Origin of the sequence: Sphaerisporangium siamense (genome assembly GCF_014205275.1) — a bacterium.
Classification (GTDB): Bacteria; Actinomycetota; Actinomycetes; order Streptosporangiales; family Streptosporangiaceae; genus Sphaerisporangium; species Sphaerisporangium siamense.
Window position 1 is genome coordinate 8106562 of record NZ_JACHND010000001.1, and the last position, 16454, is coordinate 8123015.

A 16454-nucleotide genomic window follows, 5' to 3' on the forward strand; every position below is an offset into this window, starting at 1 on the left:
GCGCGCGTTGTCAGGGGCTTCCGCGGCCACGCCTGCAACGCCCCCGTACGTGCTCCCCGACACCGGACACCTCCCCCTGGCGGGCCGGCCTCCCGATCGTCGTTGACCCAGGCCGCGTTCCCGCCTACCCGATACCAGCCCATCACACATAAAACGTCAACCAGCGCGAAACTGCGCATTCCCCGCACCTTCGAGCCTGTCGCGTGTCATCCGCACGGCTTGCCCGATTTGTGATAAACCAACGTTCCTCTGGGGACGTCTGACGTAACGGGCGCGCCACGCGCCCGCCGATGACCGTCCTTTGGGGGCTTCGAGGCGATGCGCGAGATCTTCGACCGGCGGAACTTCCTGCGTGCCGCCGCCGTCACGGCGGCCGGAGCGGCGGCGGCGTGCGGGCGCACGCCCCCGGAGCACACCACCGCGACGCCCTCCTCCGGCGTCCCCGCGCCGCGAGCCGCCTCCTCCGCGCCGGGAACCGCCTCCGCTCCGGCGGCGGGCGCCCCCGCGGCCACGGGAGCCAGGACGGCGCCCTCCCCCGCCGACTGGAAAGCCCTCGGCAAGGGACTGACCGGGCGGCTCATCCGGCCCGGCGACGCCTCCTACGACGCCGCGCGCCGCCTGTTCAACACCTCCTTCGACGGCGTGCGGCCCGGCGCCGTCGCGTACTGCGCCGATCCCGACGACATCGCCGAGTGCCTCGCCTTCGCCCGGCGCACCGGCGTCCCCGTCACCTCGCGCTCCGGCGGCCACGGCTACGCCGGCTGGTCGACCGGCACCGGCCTGGTCATCGACGTCTCGCGCATGAACGGCGTCAAGGTCGCCGGCGGGCGCGCCGTGGTCGGCGCGGGCGCCCAGCTCGTGGACGTCTACGCCCGCCTGGCCGCGCGCGGGGTGAGCATCCCCGCCGGGTCGTGCCCCACGGTCGGGGTGGCGGGCCTCACGCTCGGCGGCGGCCTCGGCGTCGTCTCCCGCAAGTACGGGCTCACCTGCGACGTGCTGGAGTCGTTGAAGATCGTCACCGCCGACGGGCGGCTGCGCACGTGCGACGCGGACCACGACCCCGAGCTGTACTGGGCCTCGCGCGGCGGCGGGGGCGGCAACTTCGGCGTCGCGGTGTCGTTCACCTTCCGCACCCACCCGACGCGCGACGTCACCGTCTTCTACCTGCACTGGCCCTGGTCCCGCGCCGCGAAAGTGACGGCCGCCTGGCAGGCGTGGGCCCCGCACGCCCCCGACGCGCTGTGGTCGACGCTCCACCTGAGCCACGACCCCACGCCGGACGTGCTGGTCGCCGGACTGCACCTCGGGCCGCGCGCCGAGTGCGAACGGCTGCTCGCCGCGTTCGCCGCCACCGCCGGAACCCCGTCCCGCCGGACGGTCCGCCAGATGCCGTACCTGGCGGCGATGATGGACCTCGGCGGATGCGGGTCCCGCACGGTGTCCCAGTGCCACCGCCGGGGCGACCTGCCCGGGCAGACCCCCGACGGCACCTTCCCGCGCGACTCCTTCCGCGCCAAGTCGCACATGGCCTACCGGCCGCTGACGTCCGCGGGCGTCGCCGCGCTCGTCGCCCAGGTCGGGCGCGGCGGGCGCCACACCGTGCTGCTGGACGCGCTCGGCGGCGCCGTGGGACGGCCAGGCCCGGACGCGACCGCGTTCCCACACCGCGAGGCGCTGTTCAGCGTGCAGTACTACGCGCACACGGCCGGGGCGGCGACGTGGGTGCGCGGGGCGCACGCCGCGATGGCGCCGCACTTCGGCGACCACGCCTACGTCAACTACATCGACCCGGAACTGAAGAACTGGCGGCAGGCGTACTACGGGGCGAACGCCGCGCGCCTCGCCAAGGTGAAGGCCGCCTACGACCCCGGCCGCCTCTTCCGCTTCCCCCAGGCCGTCTGAGCGGCCCCCGAACCCTCGGGCGTCCCTGCCGCGTGCGACCGGCAGGGACGCCCGAGCCCGTCACGAACGTCACCGAGCCCCATGGGGAGGCGGGCGAGGACGCGTCAGGGTGGGCGAGGACAGGGCAAGGCGGGCGCGGGCGGGTCAGGGCAGGAAGTGCTTCAGCACCTCGGGGTTGGCCATCGCGCCGGTGTTGGCCGCCTTCTCCACCGGGGTGCCGAGCAGGATCTTGCGCACGGGAACCTCCAGCTTCTTGCCGCTCAGCGTGCGCGGGATGCCCGGCACCTCGCGGACCTCGTTCGGCACGTGGCGCGGGGACAGCTCGGTCCGCAGCGCGGCCTTCAGCTCGGCCACCAGCTCGTCGGTCAGCGACGCGCCGGCCGTCATCGTCACGTACAGCAGCAGGCGGCCCTCCTGCCCGAGCTGCCCGGTGTCGATCACCAGGCTGTCCTCGATCTGCGGGAACCTCTCGACGACCCGGTAGAACTCGCTCGTCCCCATGCGGACGCCGCCGCGGTTGAGCGTGGAGTCCGACCGGCCGTAGATCACGCAGCCGCCGTCCGGGAGGATCTTGATCCAGTCGCCGTGCCGCCACACGCCCGGATAGTCGGCGTAGTAGCTCTCGCGGTACCGCTCGCCGTCCGGGTCGTTCCAGAACATGACCGGCATGGACGGCATGGGCTTGGTCAGCACCAGCTCACCGACCTCGCCGACGACCGGGCGGCCCTCGGCGTCGTAGGACTCCACCGCCGCACCTAGGCAGCGGCACGGGATCACGCCCGCGCGCACCGGCAGCACCGGCACCGCGCCCACGAAACCCGTGCAGACGTCCGTCCCGCCGGAGAACGACCCGAGCTGGACGTCCGGCAGCACCCCGTACAACCAGGCGAACCCCTCGGGCGGCAGCGGCGAGCCCGTGGACCCGACGCCGCGCAGCCGCTCCAGCCCCGCCGGCTTCAGCTCCGCGCGCATCGAGGCGACGATGTACGGCGCGCCGGTGCCGAAGTAGGTGACGCCCTCCTCGGCCACCAGCCGCCACAGCGCGTCCGCGCCCGGATGCGTCGCGCTGCCGTCGTACAGCACGATCGTCGCGCCCACCAGCAGGCCGCCCACCAGGTAGTTCCACATCATCCAGCCGGTGGTCGTGTACCAGAAGAACACGTCCCCCTCACCGAGGTCCTGATGGAAGCTGAGGGCCTTCAGATGCTCCAGCACGATCCCGCCGTGCCCGTGAACGATCGGCTTCGGCAACCCCGTGGTCCCCGAGGAGTACACCACCCAAAGCGGATGCCCGAACGACACCGCCTCAAAGCCCAACTCCCCCCACTCCCCCCGCAACTCCTCCCAAGACTCCACCCACACCCCACCAGCGAGCCCCTCCAGGAACTTGCCCCGCGCCCCGCCGGCCAGCCCCTCCCGGGACTCGGCCCGCGTGCCACCAGGCAGCTCCTCCCCGGACCCGGCCCGCGCCCCACCGGGCAGGTCCTCTCGGGACTCGGCTCGTGCCCCGCCGGGAACCGCCTCCCCTGGCCCGGGTCGCACCCCGCCGGGAACTCCCTCCCCGAGTGCGGTCCGCACGACCACGGTCGCGGCCAGGCCGGGGAGCTTGGCGGCGACGCCGGCGACGATCTCCGAGCGGTCGAACCGGCGGCCGTTGTACGTGTAGCCGTCCACCGCGATCAGGACCTTCGGGCTGATCTGCGCGAACCTGTCGGTCACGCTGGAGGCGCCGAAGTCCGGCGAGCAGGATGACCAGATGGCGCCCAGGCTGGCCGTCGCGAGGAACGCGATCAGAGCCTCCGGCCCGTTGGGCAGATAGGCCGCCACGCGGTCGCCGCGCCCCACACCGAGCCGTACCAACCCCGTCCTTACCCGCGCGACCTCCTCGGCCAGCTCGCCATAGGTCAGCGTGCGCCGGACCCCCGTCTCGTCGCGGGCGATCACCGCCGGGCGGCCGGGGTCGCCGCGCAGCGCGTTGGCCGCGTAATTGAGGGTGGCCCCGGTGAACCATTCGGCGCCCGGCATCGTCCCACTGATGACGGGCCCGTCACCACGCTCGCCTGCGACCTCGAAGTAGTCCCAGACCGACGCCCAGAACTCCTCGGGAGACCCGACGGACCAACGCCAGAGCTCCTCGTAGTCCTGCCCGGCACGCCCGAGCCACGCGGCGAACCGCGTGATCCGCGCGTCCCTGACCACCTCCGGCGACGGCTCCCAAAGCAGCGCACCTTCCTCAACCATGCCCCCATCTTCTACGCCCCCCGCCCCCCACGCCATCCCGCCCACACCATCCCCGGACACCTCCACCACCCGCGATTTCCCGCCTCCCGCTCCCGTGGCACGCGAGCACACGCCACCTTCCTCATCGCAGGCACGAGCCCGCCCCCGCACCTCCTGAGCAAGTCGCGGACACCCTCACGTACGGCACGGGCACCCTCACTCGCCCTCGCGTACAAGGTCGGGACGGCCCAACGGCGAACAGCTTCCCCTTGAGGCCGCAGGCGTTCCTCCCTGATCCCGCGGTGTTCCGCGATGCGCGTACGTTGACTCTGCCCCATTCCGCGATGCGCGCGTTGACTCCGCGGTCGTTCCGCGATGCGCCCGCGCGATTCCGGCATGCGGCATGCGATTTCGGGGCGCACCGGGGCCGAAGTTTCGGACCCGAGCGCGGGAAGACCCTCGATAGCCGCGTTGACCTGCGACGACTCTCCTCACACCCCGCAGTGCGAAGATTCGGGGCCTGGGCGGCGATGTCCGCGGCCCTTAGCGTGGATCTCGCGACGGGCGAGGGCCGCGACCGGGCGGCCGTCCCCGTCGCCACCTCGCGGCGACCCCGCGAGCCCGACACCATGACGCCGACCGCGATCGTCCGGACACCCCCGATCGCCGGCGTGCGCCGCCGAGCCCCCACAGTGTCGTGACCTCGGCGACGCGAGCCTCGTGGAGCAGCCCCGCGGTATCCCTCATCTCGGGATACCGCGGGCCCCGGCCATCACCCGGCGCCTACGGCTCTTCGACTCCCCCCACAAGCGGACACTTCCCACACGGCACTCCGAAGCGTCCCTTGACCGTCCAGCGCACAGGGGCCATTGGCACGGTCGAGGACGCTTCACCCCGCGAAAAAGTCGAACTCCCCCGCCCGCACCCCGGCGACGAAGGCCTCCCACTCGGCCCTGGTATAGACGATCACCGGCCCACCCGTATGACGACTATGCCGAACCGCGACCCGCTCACTCCCATCAAGCACAGGCCCGGCCTCAACACAGTCGCCACCTCCGCCGTCAGCGCTGAAGGTGCTGATATGCCAAGCGGCAGAGAGGTTCGAGGGGATGGACATGGGACTCCCTTCAAGGCGTCAGCCACGCCCCTGGGCCACGGCCTTGATCAACTCAACCGACTCCGCACCCGGAAGCGCATCTCGACGAATCGCATCGAACTTGAGCATAAGCCTCTCGGCCTGATCGGCCTCGACATAAAGCGGCCCAGCAGGGCTCGGGACGTGAGCAACCACTGGGTACGGCTCAGGCATCTCGTACACCTTGAAGGATCCGTCCGGACTGGCATGCGCTCCGCTTGATCGCGAAAGCACTCGCAGATCGATGTTCGGTTGCCGGGCGACGTCCACGAGTCTGGTGAACTGCGCCCGCATCGTCTCGTTGCCGCCGACCGAGCGATGCAGCACGGCCTCATCGAGAACGACCACCACACGCGGCATGTTGCTCGCCAGCACCTGCTGACGGATCAGACGAAACTCGATCCAGCGCCGGATCTGTTCGTCGGGAGCCTCTGAGTCGGCGGCACGCATGACCGACTCCATGTACTCCCGCGTCTGCAGCAGTCCTGGGACGACCATCGCGTCGAAGGAGCGAATCACCTCGGCACGCGACTCCAGCCATGCGTTGTCCACGATGCTGATCGAAGCATCCTCTGAAGAAGACCTCGTGCGAGGAATCGCGCTGGTAGACGACGTCGATTCAGGACATCGCGGTACGGGTGCTCCGCTGCAGGCTCCCATCGAGTGAGCTGAGGACGCGGATCACGGCGCGATGAAGACGGGACTCGGCTGGAGGCCGTGGCCTCCCATCGCTCAATCGATGCCAGGCATCCGGGGGTTCAGGGAGCGCGAGGGGCGGAGCCCCTCGTTCGGGGGGCGAGGGGGGCGGAGCCCCCTGGGAAATACAGCCCGAGCCGGAGGGCCCCCGGGGCCCGGAGGCGAGGACCATGCCCGGGGAGGACCGGATCAGGCGGGGCGGGGGGTTAGGGGGGTGGTGAGGTGGGAGATGGCGGCGGCCAGTTCTGAGGGGTTGGTCAGGTCGTCGAGGACCAGGTTGGCGCCGGCTTCGCGGAGTTCGGTGGTGGTGGAGCGGCCGGAGGCTATGGCGATCATGGTGGCGCCGGCGATGCGAGCGGCCTGGACGTCGCGGGTGGAGTCGCCGATGAGGACGGTGTTGGAACCGTCGCAGGGGAAGCCGTACATCTGCTTGACGCGGCTCTGGGCGACCTGGAGCAGGGTGGCCTTGGGGTAGACCTCCTCGCCGTAGCCGCCGACCTCGAAGTCGACGAAGGCGTCCAGCCCGAACGCGCGGAGCTTGTGGACGGCGTTGCTCTTGATCGTGCCGGTGAGGACGGACTGGACGACGCCATCGAGGCGGGAGACCGCCTTGAGGGCGTCCTTGGCGCCGGGCATGGCGCGGCCGTCCTTGTCCAGGCGCCTGCGGCGGCCGGCGAACGCCCCGGCGAGCGCGTCGATGAACCGGGGCAGGTGATCGTCGTTCGGGACGATGCCGTTGATGGCGAGGGTCTCGAAGATGATCTCCGAGTCGGGGCGGCCCATCGCGGGCGCGAGCTTCACCAAGGGGCGTCCGGTGACCTGGCGGAACGCGTCGGCGTAGGCCTCACGGGTGACGATCGTGACGTCGACCAGGGTCAGGTCGACGTTCCAGAGCACGAGACGGTTAATGGGGGGCCTCCGAAGGCGCGTGACCGGTGCGCTCAGAGTACGACGATTGGCGACCGAGGGCGTCCGCCGATGCCGAACTCGTTTCGGGCGCGGGGACTCCACGCCGTCTCCACGGCTGCGGGAGGCCCGGAGCCGAGGGCAGGGCCGGAGGATGGGGCAGGGGTCGGGTCAGGAGGATGCCAGAGCGGATCCAGGAGCCGAGACGGGAGCCGCGGCGGGGTTGGACCCGGCCGATGGAGCCGGGGCCCGGGGTCAGCTCGCCCACTCCAGGGCGGTGGTGAGGGATTCGACGACGGGGAAGCCGGAGGCGTCCAGGTCGGCGCGGCTGGTCATGCCGCCTGTGTAGAGGACGGCTCTGGCGCCGACGTGCTCGGCGGCGTGGGCGTCGTCGATGCTGTCGCCGATGACGAGGATCTGGGACGGGTCGACGCGCAGGGCGGCGATGTGGGCCACCATGTGCTCGGCCTTGCCGCCGCCGGGGGCGCCGTCGTTCAGCCCGTCGATGCGGTCGAAGTAGTCGGCGATGCCGAGTTCGGCGGCCTTGGCGACCAGGCGGTCGTGCGTCCACATCGACAGCAGGGACTGCGTGCGCCCGGCGTCGGTCCAGGACCGCAGCGCGGTGAGCGCGTCCTCGGCGAGGGCGCAGGAGAGCATGAGGCGGTGGTAGTGGTCGTGGAAGACCGCGTCCAGCCTCACCCACTCGCCGTCGTCCAGCGGGCGGCCGAGGATGCGCTCGTAGGCGACCCAGATCGGACGGGTGTAGGCGGCGCGGAAGGCGTCCGCGTCGAAGGCCGCGAGGCCGTAGGGCTTGAAGACCTCGTTGGTGGCCTCGACGACGGCGTCGATGTCGTGGAAGAGCGTGCCGTTCCAGTCCCAGATGATGTGCTTCATGGCATGGTCAAGGGTAGACCAGCGCCGCGGAACGCCCCACCCGTTTTCCGGCCCGCCGGCTCAGCCGAGCAGGTCGGGGATCTCCTGGGTGGCGTACCACATCAGCTCGTGGGCCTCGGCGCCGTCGACCTCGAACCGCGCGTCGTCGTCGCCTCCGTCGGCGGCGAAGACGGCGGCCACGGCGGACTCGATGTCGGGGACGGCCTGGGCGTCGTCGATGTGGACCGCCGCGACGGCGGTCAGCGGCACGGGGAGGGGAACGCGGACGCGGGAGCGGTCCTCCAGGTCGACACCGGCGGTGACGGCGGCGTCGGGGACCTCGGCGGCGACGACGACCCTGCGGGCGGGGACCTCGACGCCGTCGGCGCGGTCGGCGGCCAGCATGCGCAGGGACGCCCGGGCGGCGTCGGTGAGGGCCACGTACTCCAGCTCCTCGGTGTCCCCGGAGACGTACCACTCGACCAGGGCGGGGGTGACCGCGTAGCCGGTCAGCGGGGCCGGGCCGACCTCTCCGGTCGCCGCCGCCCGGGCGAGCCCGGGCAGTGTGCACGGCAGGTAGACGCGCATGCGTTCCTCAATCACGATGGTCACGGGTCGCGGAGAACCCTTGATGCGGGATGCCGGCGCGTCAGGCGGGCGCCGGCCTCCTAAGAGTGTGCCAGCCGATCATGTGAGGCGGAGCCGCACCCGGCACAGCGCCTCCACCGCCGTGATCGTGGCGTCGGCCTCGCGGTGGTGCAGGCCGACCATGCCGATGGCCTGGGCCGCCACGATGTTGGCTTCGATGTCGTCGATGAAGACGCACTCCTCGGCGGTCAGGTCCACCAGCCCGAGGGCGTGGTGGAAGATGCGCGGCTCGGGCTTGCGCATGCCGACCTCGCCGGAGATGACGATGGCGTCGAAGCAGGAGTCCCAGCCGTCCCGGAGGTAGTGGTCGCCCCAGGAGTTGGACACCAGGCAGGTGGCGAGCCCGGCGGCCCGTGCGGCGCGCAGCATGGCGTACATGGGCTCGACGGGGCGGAAACCGGCGAACATGCGGGCGAGCAGCCCTTCCGCGACGGCCGGCGCGCCGTCGAGCGTGAGCAGCCGGGCGGCCAGGTCGCGCTCGAACTCGGCCGCGTCGATCTCACCGCGCTCCAGCGCGTGGATGGGGTTCTCGCCGTCGCCGCCGTCGTAGGCGTGGGAGATGAGCCGGCTCATCAACTCGCGATAGTGGGCGGCGTCGATGCCGTCGGCGCTGAGCCACTCGGCGATGGCCTCGTGCAGGCCGGTGGTGAGCACGCCACCCCAGTCGATCAGCACACCCTTCACCACATCTGCCCCCTTTTCACGGGTCGGCCTTTCAGCGTAAGCCGGGACGGCCGCTAGCGCGTCTCCAGCCCCACCGGAAGCCGTCCCTTAGGGGTGAGGTCACCGTTCAGCGCCTTGGCGGCGGCGCGGAGCGAGGCGTCGGCGTCGGCGTAGACGGCGAGGGCGATGTCGTACCCGCGCAGGCGGGTCAGCTCGTACGGCGCCCCCATCGACACCACCACGACCTTTTTGCCGGTGGCGGCCATCGCGGAGACGAGCCGGGTCTGGGCCGGGCCGGCGTCCTCCGTGGTGACCACGACGGTGTCGGCCCGGGCCGCCGCCGCGCGGGCCCGCGCGATCTCGGACGCCGTCGGCGTGTCCCCCGTGCCCACGGCCGCCGCGCCGTCCAGCATGCCGGCCAGGCGCTTGCCCGCCGGGCCGGTGACCAGGACGTCACCCGTGACCGGCAGCCGGTCGGCGCCCTTCACGGCCGTGACCGACCGGTCGGCGACGTCCTGCACGGCCTTGCGGTGCTCGGCCGAGCGCAGGACCTCGGCGGCCTCGTCCGCGTCGGCGGCGGGGGCGGTGAGGATGCCGCGGGCCTCCTTCAGTTCCAGCAACCGGGTGACGGACCGGTCGAGCCGCTCCTTGGAGATGCGGCCGGAGCGCACGGCGGACAGCACCGCGTCGCGGGCGGCACGGAAGTCGGGGGGCATGAGCAGCAGGTCGACCCCCGCGAGGACGGCGCGGACGGCGACCTCGGCGTCGCCGTACTTCTCGCGCACGCCCGCCATGTCGAGCGCGTCGGTGCTGACCACGCCGTCGTAGCCGAGCTTGTCGCGGAGCAGCCCGGTGAGGATCGGCTTGGACAGCGTGGCGGGATCGCCGGACGGGTCCAGCTTGGGCATCACGACGTGGGCGGACATGATGATGTCCACGCCGCGCCGGGCGGCCTCCTCGAACGGCGGGGCGTCGAGCCGCTCCCACTCGGAGCGCGAGTGCTGGATCACGGGCAGCCCGCTGTGGCTGTCGACCTTGGTGTCGCCGTGCCCGGGGAAGTGCTTGGCGGCGGCGCCGACCCCGGCGTCGTGGAAGCCGTCGACCGCGGCGCCGACCATGGCGGCCACCCGCCCGGGGTCGGAGCCGTAGGAGCGCGAGCCGATGACCGGGTTCGCCGGGTTGACGTTGACGTCGGCGACGGGCGCGAAGTCGAGGTTGACGCCGACGGCCCGCAGTTCCTCGCCGGTGACGCGCGCGGCCGTGCGGGCCGAGCCGGGGTCGCGGGTGGCGCCGAGCGCCATGCTGCCGGGCACGTCGGTGACCAGCGAGCCGAGCCGGGAGACCACGCCGTTCTCCTGGTCGGCGCCGACGATCAGAGGGATCTTGGACGCCTTCTGCAGGCCGTTGGTGAGCGCGGCGAGCTGGGCGGCGTCCTGCACGTTGCCGGCCCAGGGGAAGATGATGACCCCGCCGGGACGGTACTTCTCGACGACCTCGGCCGGGCTTCCCACGCCGTACCTGGCGCGGTTCTCGCCGTGGGCCGCCCCGGCGCGGGGGCCGTAGAGGACGGGCATGAAGAGCTGGCTCACCTTGTCCTCGACGCTCATGGCGGCCAGCGTCGCCGACACGGCCGGGCTCGGCGACGCACCCGGGGAGGACGGAGCAGGGCTGGGGGGCGGGCTGGGCGGGGCGGGTGTGGACGGCCGCACGGGCGACGGCGAGGAGGACGCCCGTGGCGGCGCGCTTCCGCACGCGGCCGTCACGATCGCGATCAGGAGAAGCGCCACCGCGCGCAGAGGTCCAGCCATGGCGTCAACCGTATCGGCGTCGTGACCGAACAGCTCCCGACATTTGACCTAAGACAGAACACAAGCATAGGAATCTCCGGTTCGCCGACTGCGAACACACGATCGAAAAGTGCCCTAGGCCAGGCCCGGAAGCCGGTCGCGCGCGGCGGCGCGGGCCTCGCCGGGTGTACGGGCGGCCCGCGCGGCGGCGGCGGCCGCGCGGCACTGCTCCAGCGTGTGGCGGGCCAGCGCGGCCCGCACCCAGGGCAGCGCCCGCGCCGTCATCGAGAGCGAGGAGACGCCGAGCCCCGCGAGGACGCACGCCAGGGCCGGGTCGGCGCCCGCCTCCCCGCAGACGCCGCACGGCACGCCGGCCGCGGCGGCCATGGCGACCAGGTCCAGCAGGGCCGGCTGCCAGGGGTCCTGGAGGGCGGCGAGCGCGCCGGCCTCCCGGTCGGCGGCGAAGGCGTACTGGGCCAGGTCGTTGGTGCCGACCGAGAGGAAGCCGGCGACGGCGGCGATGTCGGCGGCCCTGAGCGCCGCCGCCGGGACCTCGATCATGACGCCCGCGCAGGTCAGCCCCGCCTCCTCGCAGGCGGCGGCGAACCAGGACGCGTCCTCGGCGGTCGCGACCATGGGCGCCATGACGCGCAGCACCGCGGAGGTGCCCGCGGCGGCGCGCGCCAGGGCGCGGAGCTGGACCGCGAGCACGTCCGGGTAGGCGCGCAGAACGCGCAGGCCCCGCCGCCCGAGCGCGGGGTTGGGCTCGCGCCCCGGCGGCGGCAGGAAGGAAAGCGGCTTGTCCGCGCCCGCGTCCAGCACGCGCACGGTGACCGTCCTGCCGGGGAAGGCCGTCAGGACCTGGCGGTAGGCGGCGATCTGCTCCTCTTCCGAGGGCGCCTCCCCGCGGTCGAGGAACAGGAGCTCGGTGCGGTAGAGGCCGACGCCCTCGGCGCCGTGGCGCAGCGCGGACGGCACGTCGCCGGGGCCGCCGATGTTGGCCAGCAGCGCCACGGGGTGGCCGTCGGAGGTGGCGCCGGGGGCGGGGGCGGCGGGCATGACCGGCACGACCTCGCGCGCGGCGCGCAGCGTGGCGGTGACCTCCTCCCGCGAGGGCGCGACGCGGACGACGCCGGTGGCGCCGTCGACCAGCAGGGGCGTGCCGGGGGCGATCGAGGCCGCCCCGGGGCAGGCCACGACGGCGGGCACGCCCATCGCCCTGGCCAGGATCGCGGTGTGGCCGGTGGGCCCGCCCTCCTCGGTGACGAAGGCCGCGACGACGTCCGGCGACAGCAGCGCGGTGTCGGCGGGCGCGAGGTCCCGTGCGACGAGCACGTACGGGCGGCCGGCCGGGCGGGGCAGGCCGGGCATGGGCACGCCGGCCAGCTCGGCGATCACCCGGTCGCGGATGTCGTCGAGGTCTGCCACGCGGGCGCCGAGATAGCCGCCGATGCCGGACAGGATGTCGCGATAGTGGAGGAACGCCTCGAAGACCGCGCGTTCCGCGGCCGTCCCCGCACCGATGAGCGTGGTGACGTCGGTGGACAGCGCCGGGTCGCGGGCGATCATGGCCTGGGCCGCGAGCACGTCCTTGGCGTCGCCCCCCGCCGCCTCACCCCTGGCCTCCAGTTCGGCCGCCACGCGCTCCATGGCGGCCGCGGCCCGCACCGCCTCGGCGGCGGGGTCCCCGTCGTGCCGCGTCCCGGGCGCGGGTTCCTGGACGGCGCCGCTCATGACGTACGCGGGTCCGTATCCGGCGCCCGGGCTGACGCCGGCCCCTGCGAGCCTCTCCATCGCCGCGCGTGCGCCCCGGTCAGGGCACCGAGACGATCGCGGCCAGTTCGTCCAGCAGCCGCTCGGCCCCGTCGCCCTCGGCGTGGATCACGATCGCCTCCCCGTGCCGGACGTCCAGCGCCAGGATGGACAGGATGCTCTTGGCGCTGACCGGCTCACCGCCCGGCTTGGCCACGGTGACGTCGATGGCGGCCTTGGCGGCGGTCTGCACGAACGTCGCGGCGGGACGCGCGTGCAGCCCCACCTGCGACTCCACGATGACCTTGCGCTCGGGCACGGCTCCTCCTCAGGCGGGGCGGTCCAGACCACCCGCTCGAAGTTGGGTACAAATAGCGGGTTATACCGGAAATATCGCTACAGAGTTAACGGCCATTCCACCCCCGATAAATCGGTCACCACCATGTCGGCCGCGAACAACTCGCTCGCGTGATGGGTCGTCGCGACCCCGACACAGGTCATACCCGCCGCCTTGGCCGCCGTGATGCCCGCCAGCGAGTCCTCGAACGCGACGCAGTCCTCGGGACGCACGCCCACCGCCGCCGCGCCCGCCAGGAAACAGGACGGGTCCGGCTTGCCGACGATGACGTCCTCGGCCGAGACGATGGTCCGGACCACGTCGCCCACGCCGACGATCTCCAGGCAGCTCTCGGCCCACCACCGCCGCGCCGAGGTGACCAGCACCACCGGCAGGCCGTGGCCGTCGATCCGCCGCACCAGGTCGGCCGCGCCCGGCACCGGGCCGATCGCGGGCAGGCCCGGGGTGTCCAGGTAGGAGGTCAGCTCGGCCAGCAGGTCCTCGACCCGCTTGCCGGGGAACAGCAGGGACTTCTCGGCGAGCACGTCCGGGCCCCGGCGTCCCATGAACTCCCTGAGCAGGGAGTCGTCGTGGTCCACCCCGTGGTTGGCGAGCAGGAGCCGCCAGAGCTCCAGGCTCCGCCGCTCACTGTCGATCAGCGTGCCGTCGAGGTCGAACAGCGCGGCCTTCGCTCCCACCCGCCCGTCACCCCTTCCCGGGTCGCGATTCCAGCGGTACGTCCTGTCCATCCAACACGTCTTTGACCCGCGGAACATCCCTAGCCAGACGAAAGGCGCTCAATCCCAGGCGAACAGCCGCTCCCCCGCCCGGACGTTTCCCGTCGTGACGAGCGCGACCGCGTCCGGCTGCGCGTCCAGGGCGATCACCGGGCACATCGGGGACCGGCCGCCCGCCTCGACCAGCGCGGGGTTCCAGGCGACGATCGGCGTGCCCGCGCGCACCCGCCGGCCCTCGGTCGCCAGCACGCGGAAGCCCTCGCCCCGCAGCTCCACCGTGTCGATGCCGAGGTGGACCAGCACGCCGCGGCCGTCGCCGCCGACGATCACGTAGGCGTGCGCGTGCAGCTTGGCGACCGTGCCGTCGATCGGGGCCACCGCGACGCCCGGCACGCGGGCCGGGTCGATGGCGGTGCCGAGCCCGACCAGCCCGTGGGAGAACACCGGATCGGGCACGGCGGCCAGCCCCACGACGCGCCCGGCCACCGGGGCGAGAACAGTCGTCATGGCAGGTTCACCTTCGGGCGACCCCCGGCGGCGGGCTCGGCGTGGTCAGGAGACCTCGCGCGCCGTCACGAGATGAGGTCGCCGATGTCGGAGGCGATGGTGTCGGCGTCGGGCCCCACCACCACCTGGACGACGTTGCCCGCCGCCATCACCCCGTGGACGCCCGCCGCCCGCAGGACGGCGTGGTCGACCTTGGAGGCGTCCCGCACCTCGGTGCGCAGGCGCGTGATGCACGGCTCGATGTCGATGATGTTCTCGACTCCCCCGAGCCCGGCGATGATCGCACGCGCCTCTGCCGACATTTGGGACCTCCTCGATACGCCCGGGGCAACGGTAGTGACGCTAATCGGTCTGCGTCACCTTGTTGAGCCCGCGGGGGGAGTCGGGGTCGATGCCCCGCCGGCGGGCGAGCGACTCGGTGAGGAGCTGGGCCGGCACGATCAGGCCCATCGGCGCCACCCACTCGGGCAGCGAGGGCCCGTTGAGCGCCGCGGTCGAGGCGGTGGCGAGCTCGGCGCCGCCGCCGATGCCGTACGCGGACGCGCCCGCGCCGGTCACCCGCCGCGCCAGCGCGACCGTGCCCTGCAGCGTGGGGCCCTCGCCCGAGGCGACGAGCAGCGCCGGGGTGCGCTCGTCCACGACGGCGATCGGCCCGTGCAGCAGGTCGGCGTAGGACAGGCCCATGGCGTGCAGGTAGCAGGCTTCCTTGAGCTTGAGCGCGGCCTCCAGCGCGGTCGAGAAGGCCAGGCCGCGGCCGGAGACCACGACGCCCGCCACCTCGGCGAGCCCCTCGACGACGGCGTCGACGTCGCCGGGGTCGGCGATGAGCCGCTCGACGGCGTCCGGCACGCGCTGCAGGTCGTCGGCGTTCACGTCGGCGTCGAGGCCGAGGGCGAGCACGGCGAGCGCGGCGAGCTGGGTGGTGTAGGTCTTGGTGGCGGGGACGGCCTTCTCTTCCCCGGCGAGCGTGCACAGCGCGAGGTCGGCGGCCTGGGCGAGCGGGGAGTCCTCGCCGCCGTTGGTGACCGCGACCGTGGTCGCGCCGCAGGCCTTGGCCCAGACGAGCGTCTCGACGATCTCCTCGGTCCTGCCCGACTGCGACAGGGCGACGGCGAGCACGCCGCTCAGGTCGAGCTTGCGCTTGTAGGTCGTGGCGATGGACGGCGCGGCCAGCGAGGACATGCGCCCGGCGTGGGCCTCGATCAGGTAGCGGCCGTACACGGCGGCGTTGTCGGAGGTGCCCCGCGCGATGAAGAGGAGCTGCCGGGTGTCCCGGGCGAGCGCCCTGACCTCGTCCACCCGGGGGACGAGGGCGTCGAGGGTGGCCCGCAGGGCGGCCGGCTGCTCGGCGATCTCGCTGCGCATCTTGGTCGTCATCCGTACCCGTCCTTCAGCTTCGGTAGGGCGAGATCGGGCCGTTATCGATCCGTCGCCGGTCCGTACGTTGACACTGATTTCTGACGTGTGGTCTAGTCCGGACTAGACCAGCATGAACTTTAACTTATAACGACATAGAGATCGAGAGGAGAATAGGTGCCGCAGATCGACCCCGACAGCCCCGTCCCGAAGTACTTCCAGCTGCGCGAGATCCTCCTCGACCTCATCGAGAGCAACGAGCTTTCCATCGGGGCGGCGATCCCCTCCGAGCGAGAGCTTTGCCAGCGCTTCGGCCTGTCGCGGATGACTGTACGCCAGGCGGTCGACCACCTCGTCTCCGAGGGGCGCCTACACCGCGTCGCCGGCAAAGGCACCTTCGTCGCCCGTCCGAAGATCGAGATGGCGCTGCGGCTCACCTCCTTCAGCGACGACATGCGGGCGCGCGGCATGGAGCCCGGCTCCCGCGACCTCGACCGGCGCGTGGTCCGGGCCAGCGCACACCTCGCCAGGGAACTCGGCATCCAGCCGGGCGAGGCCGTCCACTTCATCGAGCGGCTGCGCACCGCCGACGGCGAACCCCTGTGCATCGAACGGGCTCACATCCCTGTATCTTTCGCGCCGGATCTGGCATCGTTCGACCTGTCCGGCCGATCCCTCTACGCGCTCCTGGAGACGCGGCACGGGGTCGTGCTGGACGCCGGAGAACTGACCATCGACGGGGGCATCGCCGACCCGGGCGACGCCGACCTGCTCAAGATGCCCAGAGGCGGGGCCGTGCTGCTGCTCCAGCGCCGGTCGTTCTCGGGCGGCGTCTGTGTCGAGTTCGGGGTGTCGACCTACCGCGCCGACCGGTACCAGCTCCGCACGGTGCTGGAGATACCGACACGGCGCAGCTGAATCCTCCCTTCCCCGAC

At 72.6% G+C, this 16454-nt stretch carries 16 protein-coding genes; 2 read left to right on the top strand and 14 right to left on the bottom strand.

Annotated features, from left to right (window positions below):
• Nucleotides 1-318: 318 nt before the first annotated feature.
• Nucleotides 319-1902, top strand: a complete 1584-nt coding sequence (locus tag BJ982_RS36600) for an FAD-binding oxidoreductase (protein ID WP_184887789.1) — start codon at nt 319-321, stop codon at nt 1900-1902.
• 144 nt (nt 1903-2046) lie between these two features.
• On the opposite strand, the gene BJ982_RS36605 is transcribed toward BJ982_RS36600, so the two are convergent.
• From BJ982_RS36605 to BJ982_RS36670, 14 genes are all read right to left on the bottom strand, one after another.
• Entirely contained in the window at nt 2047-4143 is a 2097-nt protein-coding gene (locus BJ982_RS36605) for an acetoacetate--CoA ligase (protein WP_184887791.1), read from the bottom strand.
• Nucleotides 4144-5011: 868 nt separating this feature from the next.
• Nucleotides 5012-5239, bottom strand: coding sequence for a DUF397 domain-containing protein (locus tag BJ982_RS36610; protein WP_184887792.1), 228 nt, complete (start codon nt 5237-5239; stop codon nt 5012-5014).
• A gap of 18 nt (nt 5240-5257) precedes the next feature.
• Nucleotides 5258-5809 (bottom strand): DUF5753 domain-containing protein, encoded by a 552-nt coding sequence (locus BJ982_RS36615; RefSeq protein WP_184887794.1) that lies wholly within the window; start codon nt 5807-5809, stop codon nt 5258-5260.
• 333 nt (nt 5810-6142) lie between these two features.
• A complete protein-coding gene (locus BJ982_RS36620) occupies nt 6143-6850 on the bottom strand; it encodes an HAD family hydrolase (RefSeq protein WP_239122702.1) in 708 nt (235 codons plus the stop codon).
• A gap of 264 nt (nt 6851-7114) precedes the next feature.
• Nucleotides 7115-7753: an HAD family hydrolase gene (locus BJ982_RS36625; RefSeq protein WP_184887797.1), complete on the bottom strand. Its 639-nt coding sequence runs from the start codon at nt 7751-7753 to the stop codon at nt 7115-7117.
• Nucleotides 7754-7813: 60 nt separating this feature from the next.
• Nucleotides 7814-8320, bottom strand: coding sequence for a DUF6912 family protein (locus BJ982_RS36630; protein ID WP_184889875.1), 507 nt, complete (start codon nt 8318-8320; stop codon nt 7814-7816).
• Nucleotides 8321-8419: 99 nt separating this feature from the next.
• Nucleotides 8420-9067, bottom strand: coding sequence for an HAD family hydrolase (locus tag BJ982_RS36635; RefSeq protein WP_184887799.1), 648 nt, complete (start codon nt 9065-9067; stop codon nt 8420-8422).
• A gap of 50 nt (nt 9068-9117) precedes the next feature.
• Entirely contained in the window at nt 9118-10851 is a 1734-nt protein-coding gene (locus BJ982_RS36640) for a glycoside hydrolase family 3 protein (protein ID WP_184887801.1), read from the bottom strand.
• Nucleotides 10852-10965: 114 nt separating this feature from the next.
• Nucleotides 10966-12624, bottom strand: coding sequence for a phosphoenolpyruvate--protein phosphotransferase (ptsP, locus tag BJ982_RS36645; RefSeq protein WP_184887803.1), 1659 nt, complete (start codon nt 12622-12624; stop codon nt 10966-10968).
• A gap of 19 nt (nt 12625-12643) precedes the next feature.
• Nucleotides 12644-12901, bottom strand: coding sequence for an HPr family phosphocarrier protein (locus BJ982_RS36650; protein ID WP_184887805.1), 258 nt, complete (start codon nt 12899-12901; stop codon nt 12644-12646).
• Nucleotides 12902-12978: 77 nt separating this feature from the next.
• A complete protein-coding gene (locus tag BJ982_RS36655) occupies nt 12979-13617 on the bottom strand; it encodes an HAD family hydrolase (RefSeq protein ID WP_239122701.1) in 639 nt (212 codons plus the stop codon).
• 99 nt (nt 13618-13716) lie between these two features.
• A complete protein-coding gene (locus BJ982_RS36660; protein ID WP_184887808.1) occupies nt 13717-14163 on the bottom strand; it encodes a PTS sugar transporter subunit IIA in 447 nt (148 codons plus the stop codon).
• 65 nt (nt 14164-14228) lie between these two features.
• Nucleotides 14229-14465 carry a PTS sugar transporter subunit IIB gene (locus tag BJ982_RS36665; protein ID WP_184887810.1) on the bottom strand — a complete coding sequence of 79 codons (237 nt, stop codon included), beginning with the start codon at nt 14463-14465 and terminating at the stop codon, nt 14229-14231.
• 40 nt (nt 14466-14505) lie between these two features.
• A complete protein-coding gene (locus BJ982_RS36670) occupies nt 14506-15540 on the bottom strand; it encodes an SIS domain-containing protein (protein WP_184887812.1) in 1035 nt (344 codons plus the stop codon).
• Nucleotides 15541-15696: 156 nt separating this feature from the next.
• On the opposite strand from BJ982_RS36670, the gene BJ982_RS36675 reads away from it, so the two are divergent.
• Nucleotides 15697-16437, top strand: a complete 741-nt coding sequence (locus tag BJ982_RS36675; RefSeq protein ID WP_184607969.1) for a GntR family transcriptional regulator — start codon at nt 15697-15699, stop codon at nt 16435-16437.
• Nucleotides 16438-16454: the final 17 nt, after the last annotated feature.

Excerpts from the sequence above, each read along its gene's own strand:
- BJ982_RS36600 (WP_184887789.1), top strand. The coding sequence starts at position 319 with ATGCGCGAGATCTTCGACCGGCGGAACTTCCTGCGTGCCGCCGCCGTC.
- BJ982_RS36605 (WP_184887791.1), bottom strand. The coding sequence starts at position 4,143 with ATGGTTGAGGAAGGTGCGCTGCTTTGGGAGCCGTCGCCGGAGGTGGTC.
- BJ982_RS36610 (WP_184887792.1), bottom strand. The coding sequence starts at position 5,239 with ATGTCCATCCCCTCGAACCTCTCTGCCGCTTGGCATATCAGCACCTTC.
- BJ982_RS36625 (WP_184887797.1), bottom strand. The coding sequence starts at position 7,753 with ATGAAGCACATCATCTGGGACTGGAACGGCACGCTCTTCCACGACATC.
- BJ982_RS36630 (WP_184889875.1), bottom strand. The coding sequence starts at position 8,320 with ATGCGCGTCTACCTGCCGTGCACACTGCCCGGGCTCGCCCGGGCGGCG.
- BJ982_RS36640 (WP_184887801.1), bottom strand. The coding sequence starts at position 10,851 with ATGGCTGGACCTCTGCGCGCGGTGGCGCTTCTCCTGATCGCGATCGTG.
- ptsP (WP_184887803.1), bottom strand. The coding sequence starts at position 12,624 with ATGGAGAGGCTCGCAGGGGCCGGCGTCAGCCCGGGCGCCGGATACGGA.
- BJ982_RS36660 (WP_184887808.1), bottom strand. The coding sequence starts at position 14,163 with ATGACGACTGTTCTCGCCCCGGTGGCCGGGCGCGTCGTGGGGCTGGCC.
- BJ982_RS36665 (WP_184887810.1), bottom strand. The coding sequence starts at position 14,465 with ATGTCGGCAGAGGCGCGTGCGATCATCGCCGGGCTCGGGGGAGTCGAG.
- BJ982_RS36670 (WP_184887812.1), bottom strand. The coding sequence starts at position 15,540 with ATGACGACCAAGATGCGCAGCGAGATCGCCGAGCAGCCGGCCGCCCTG.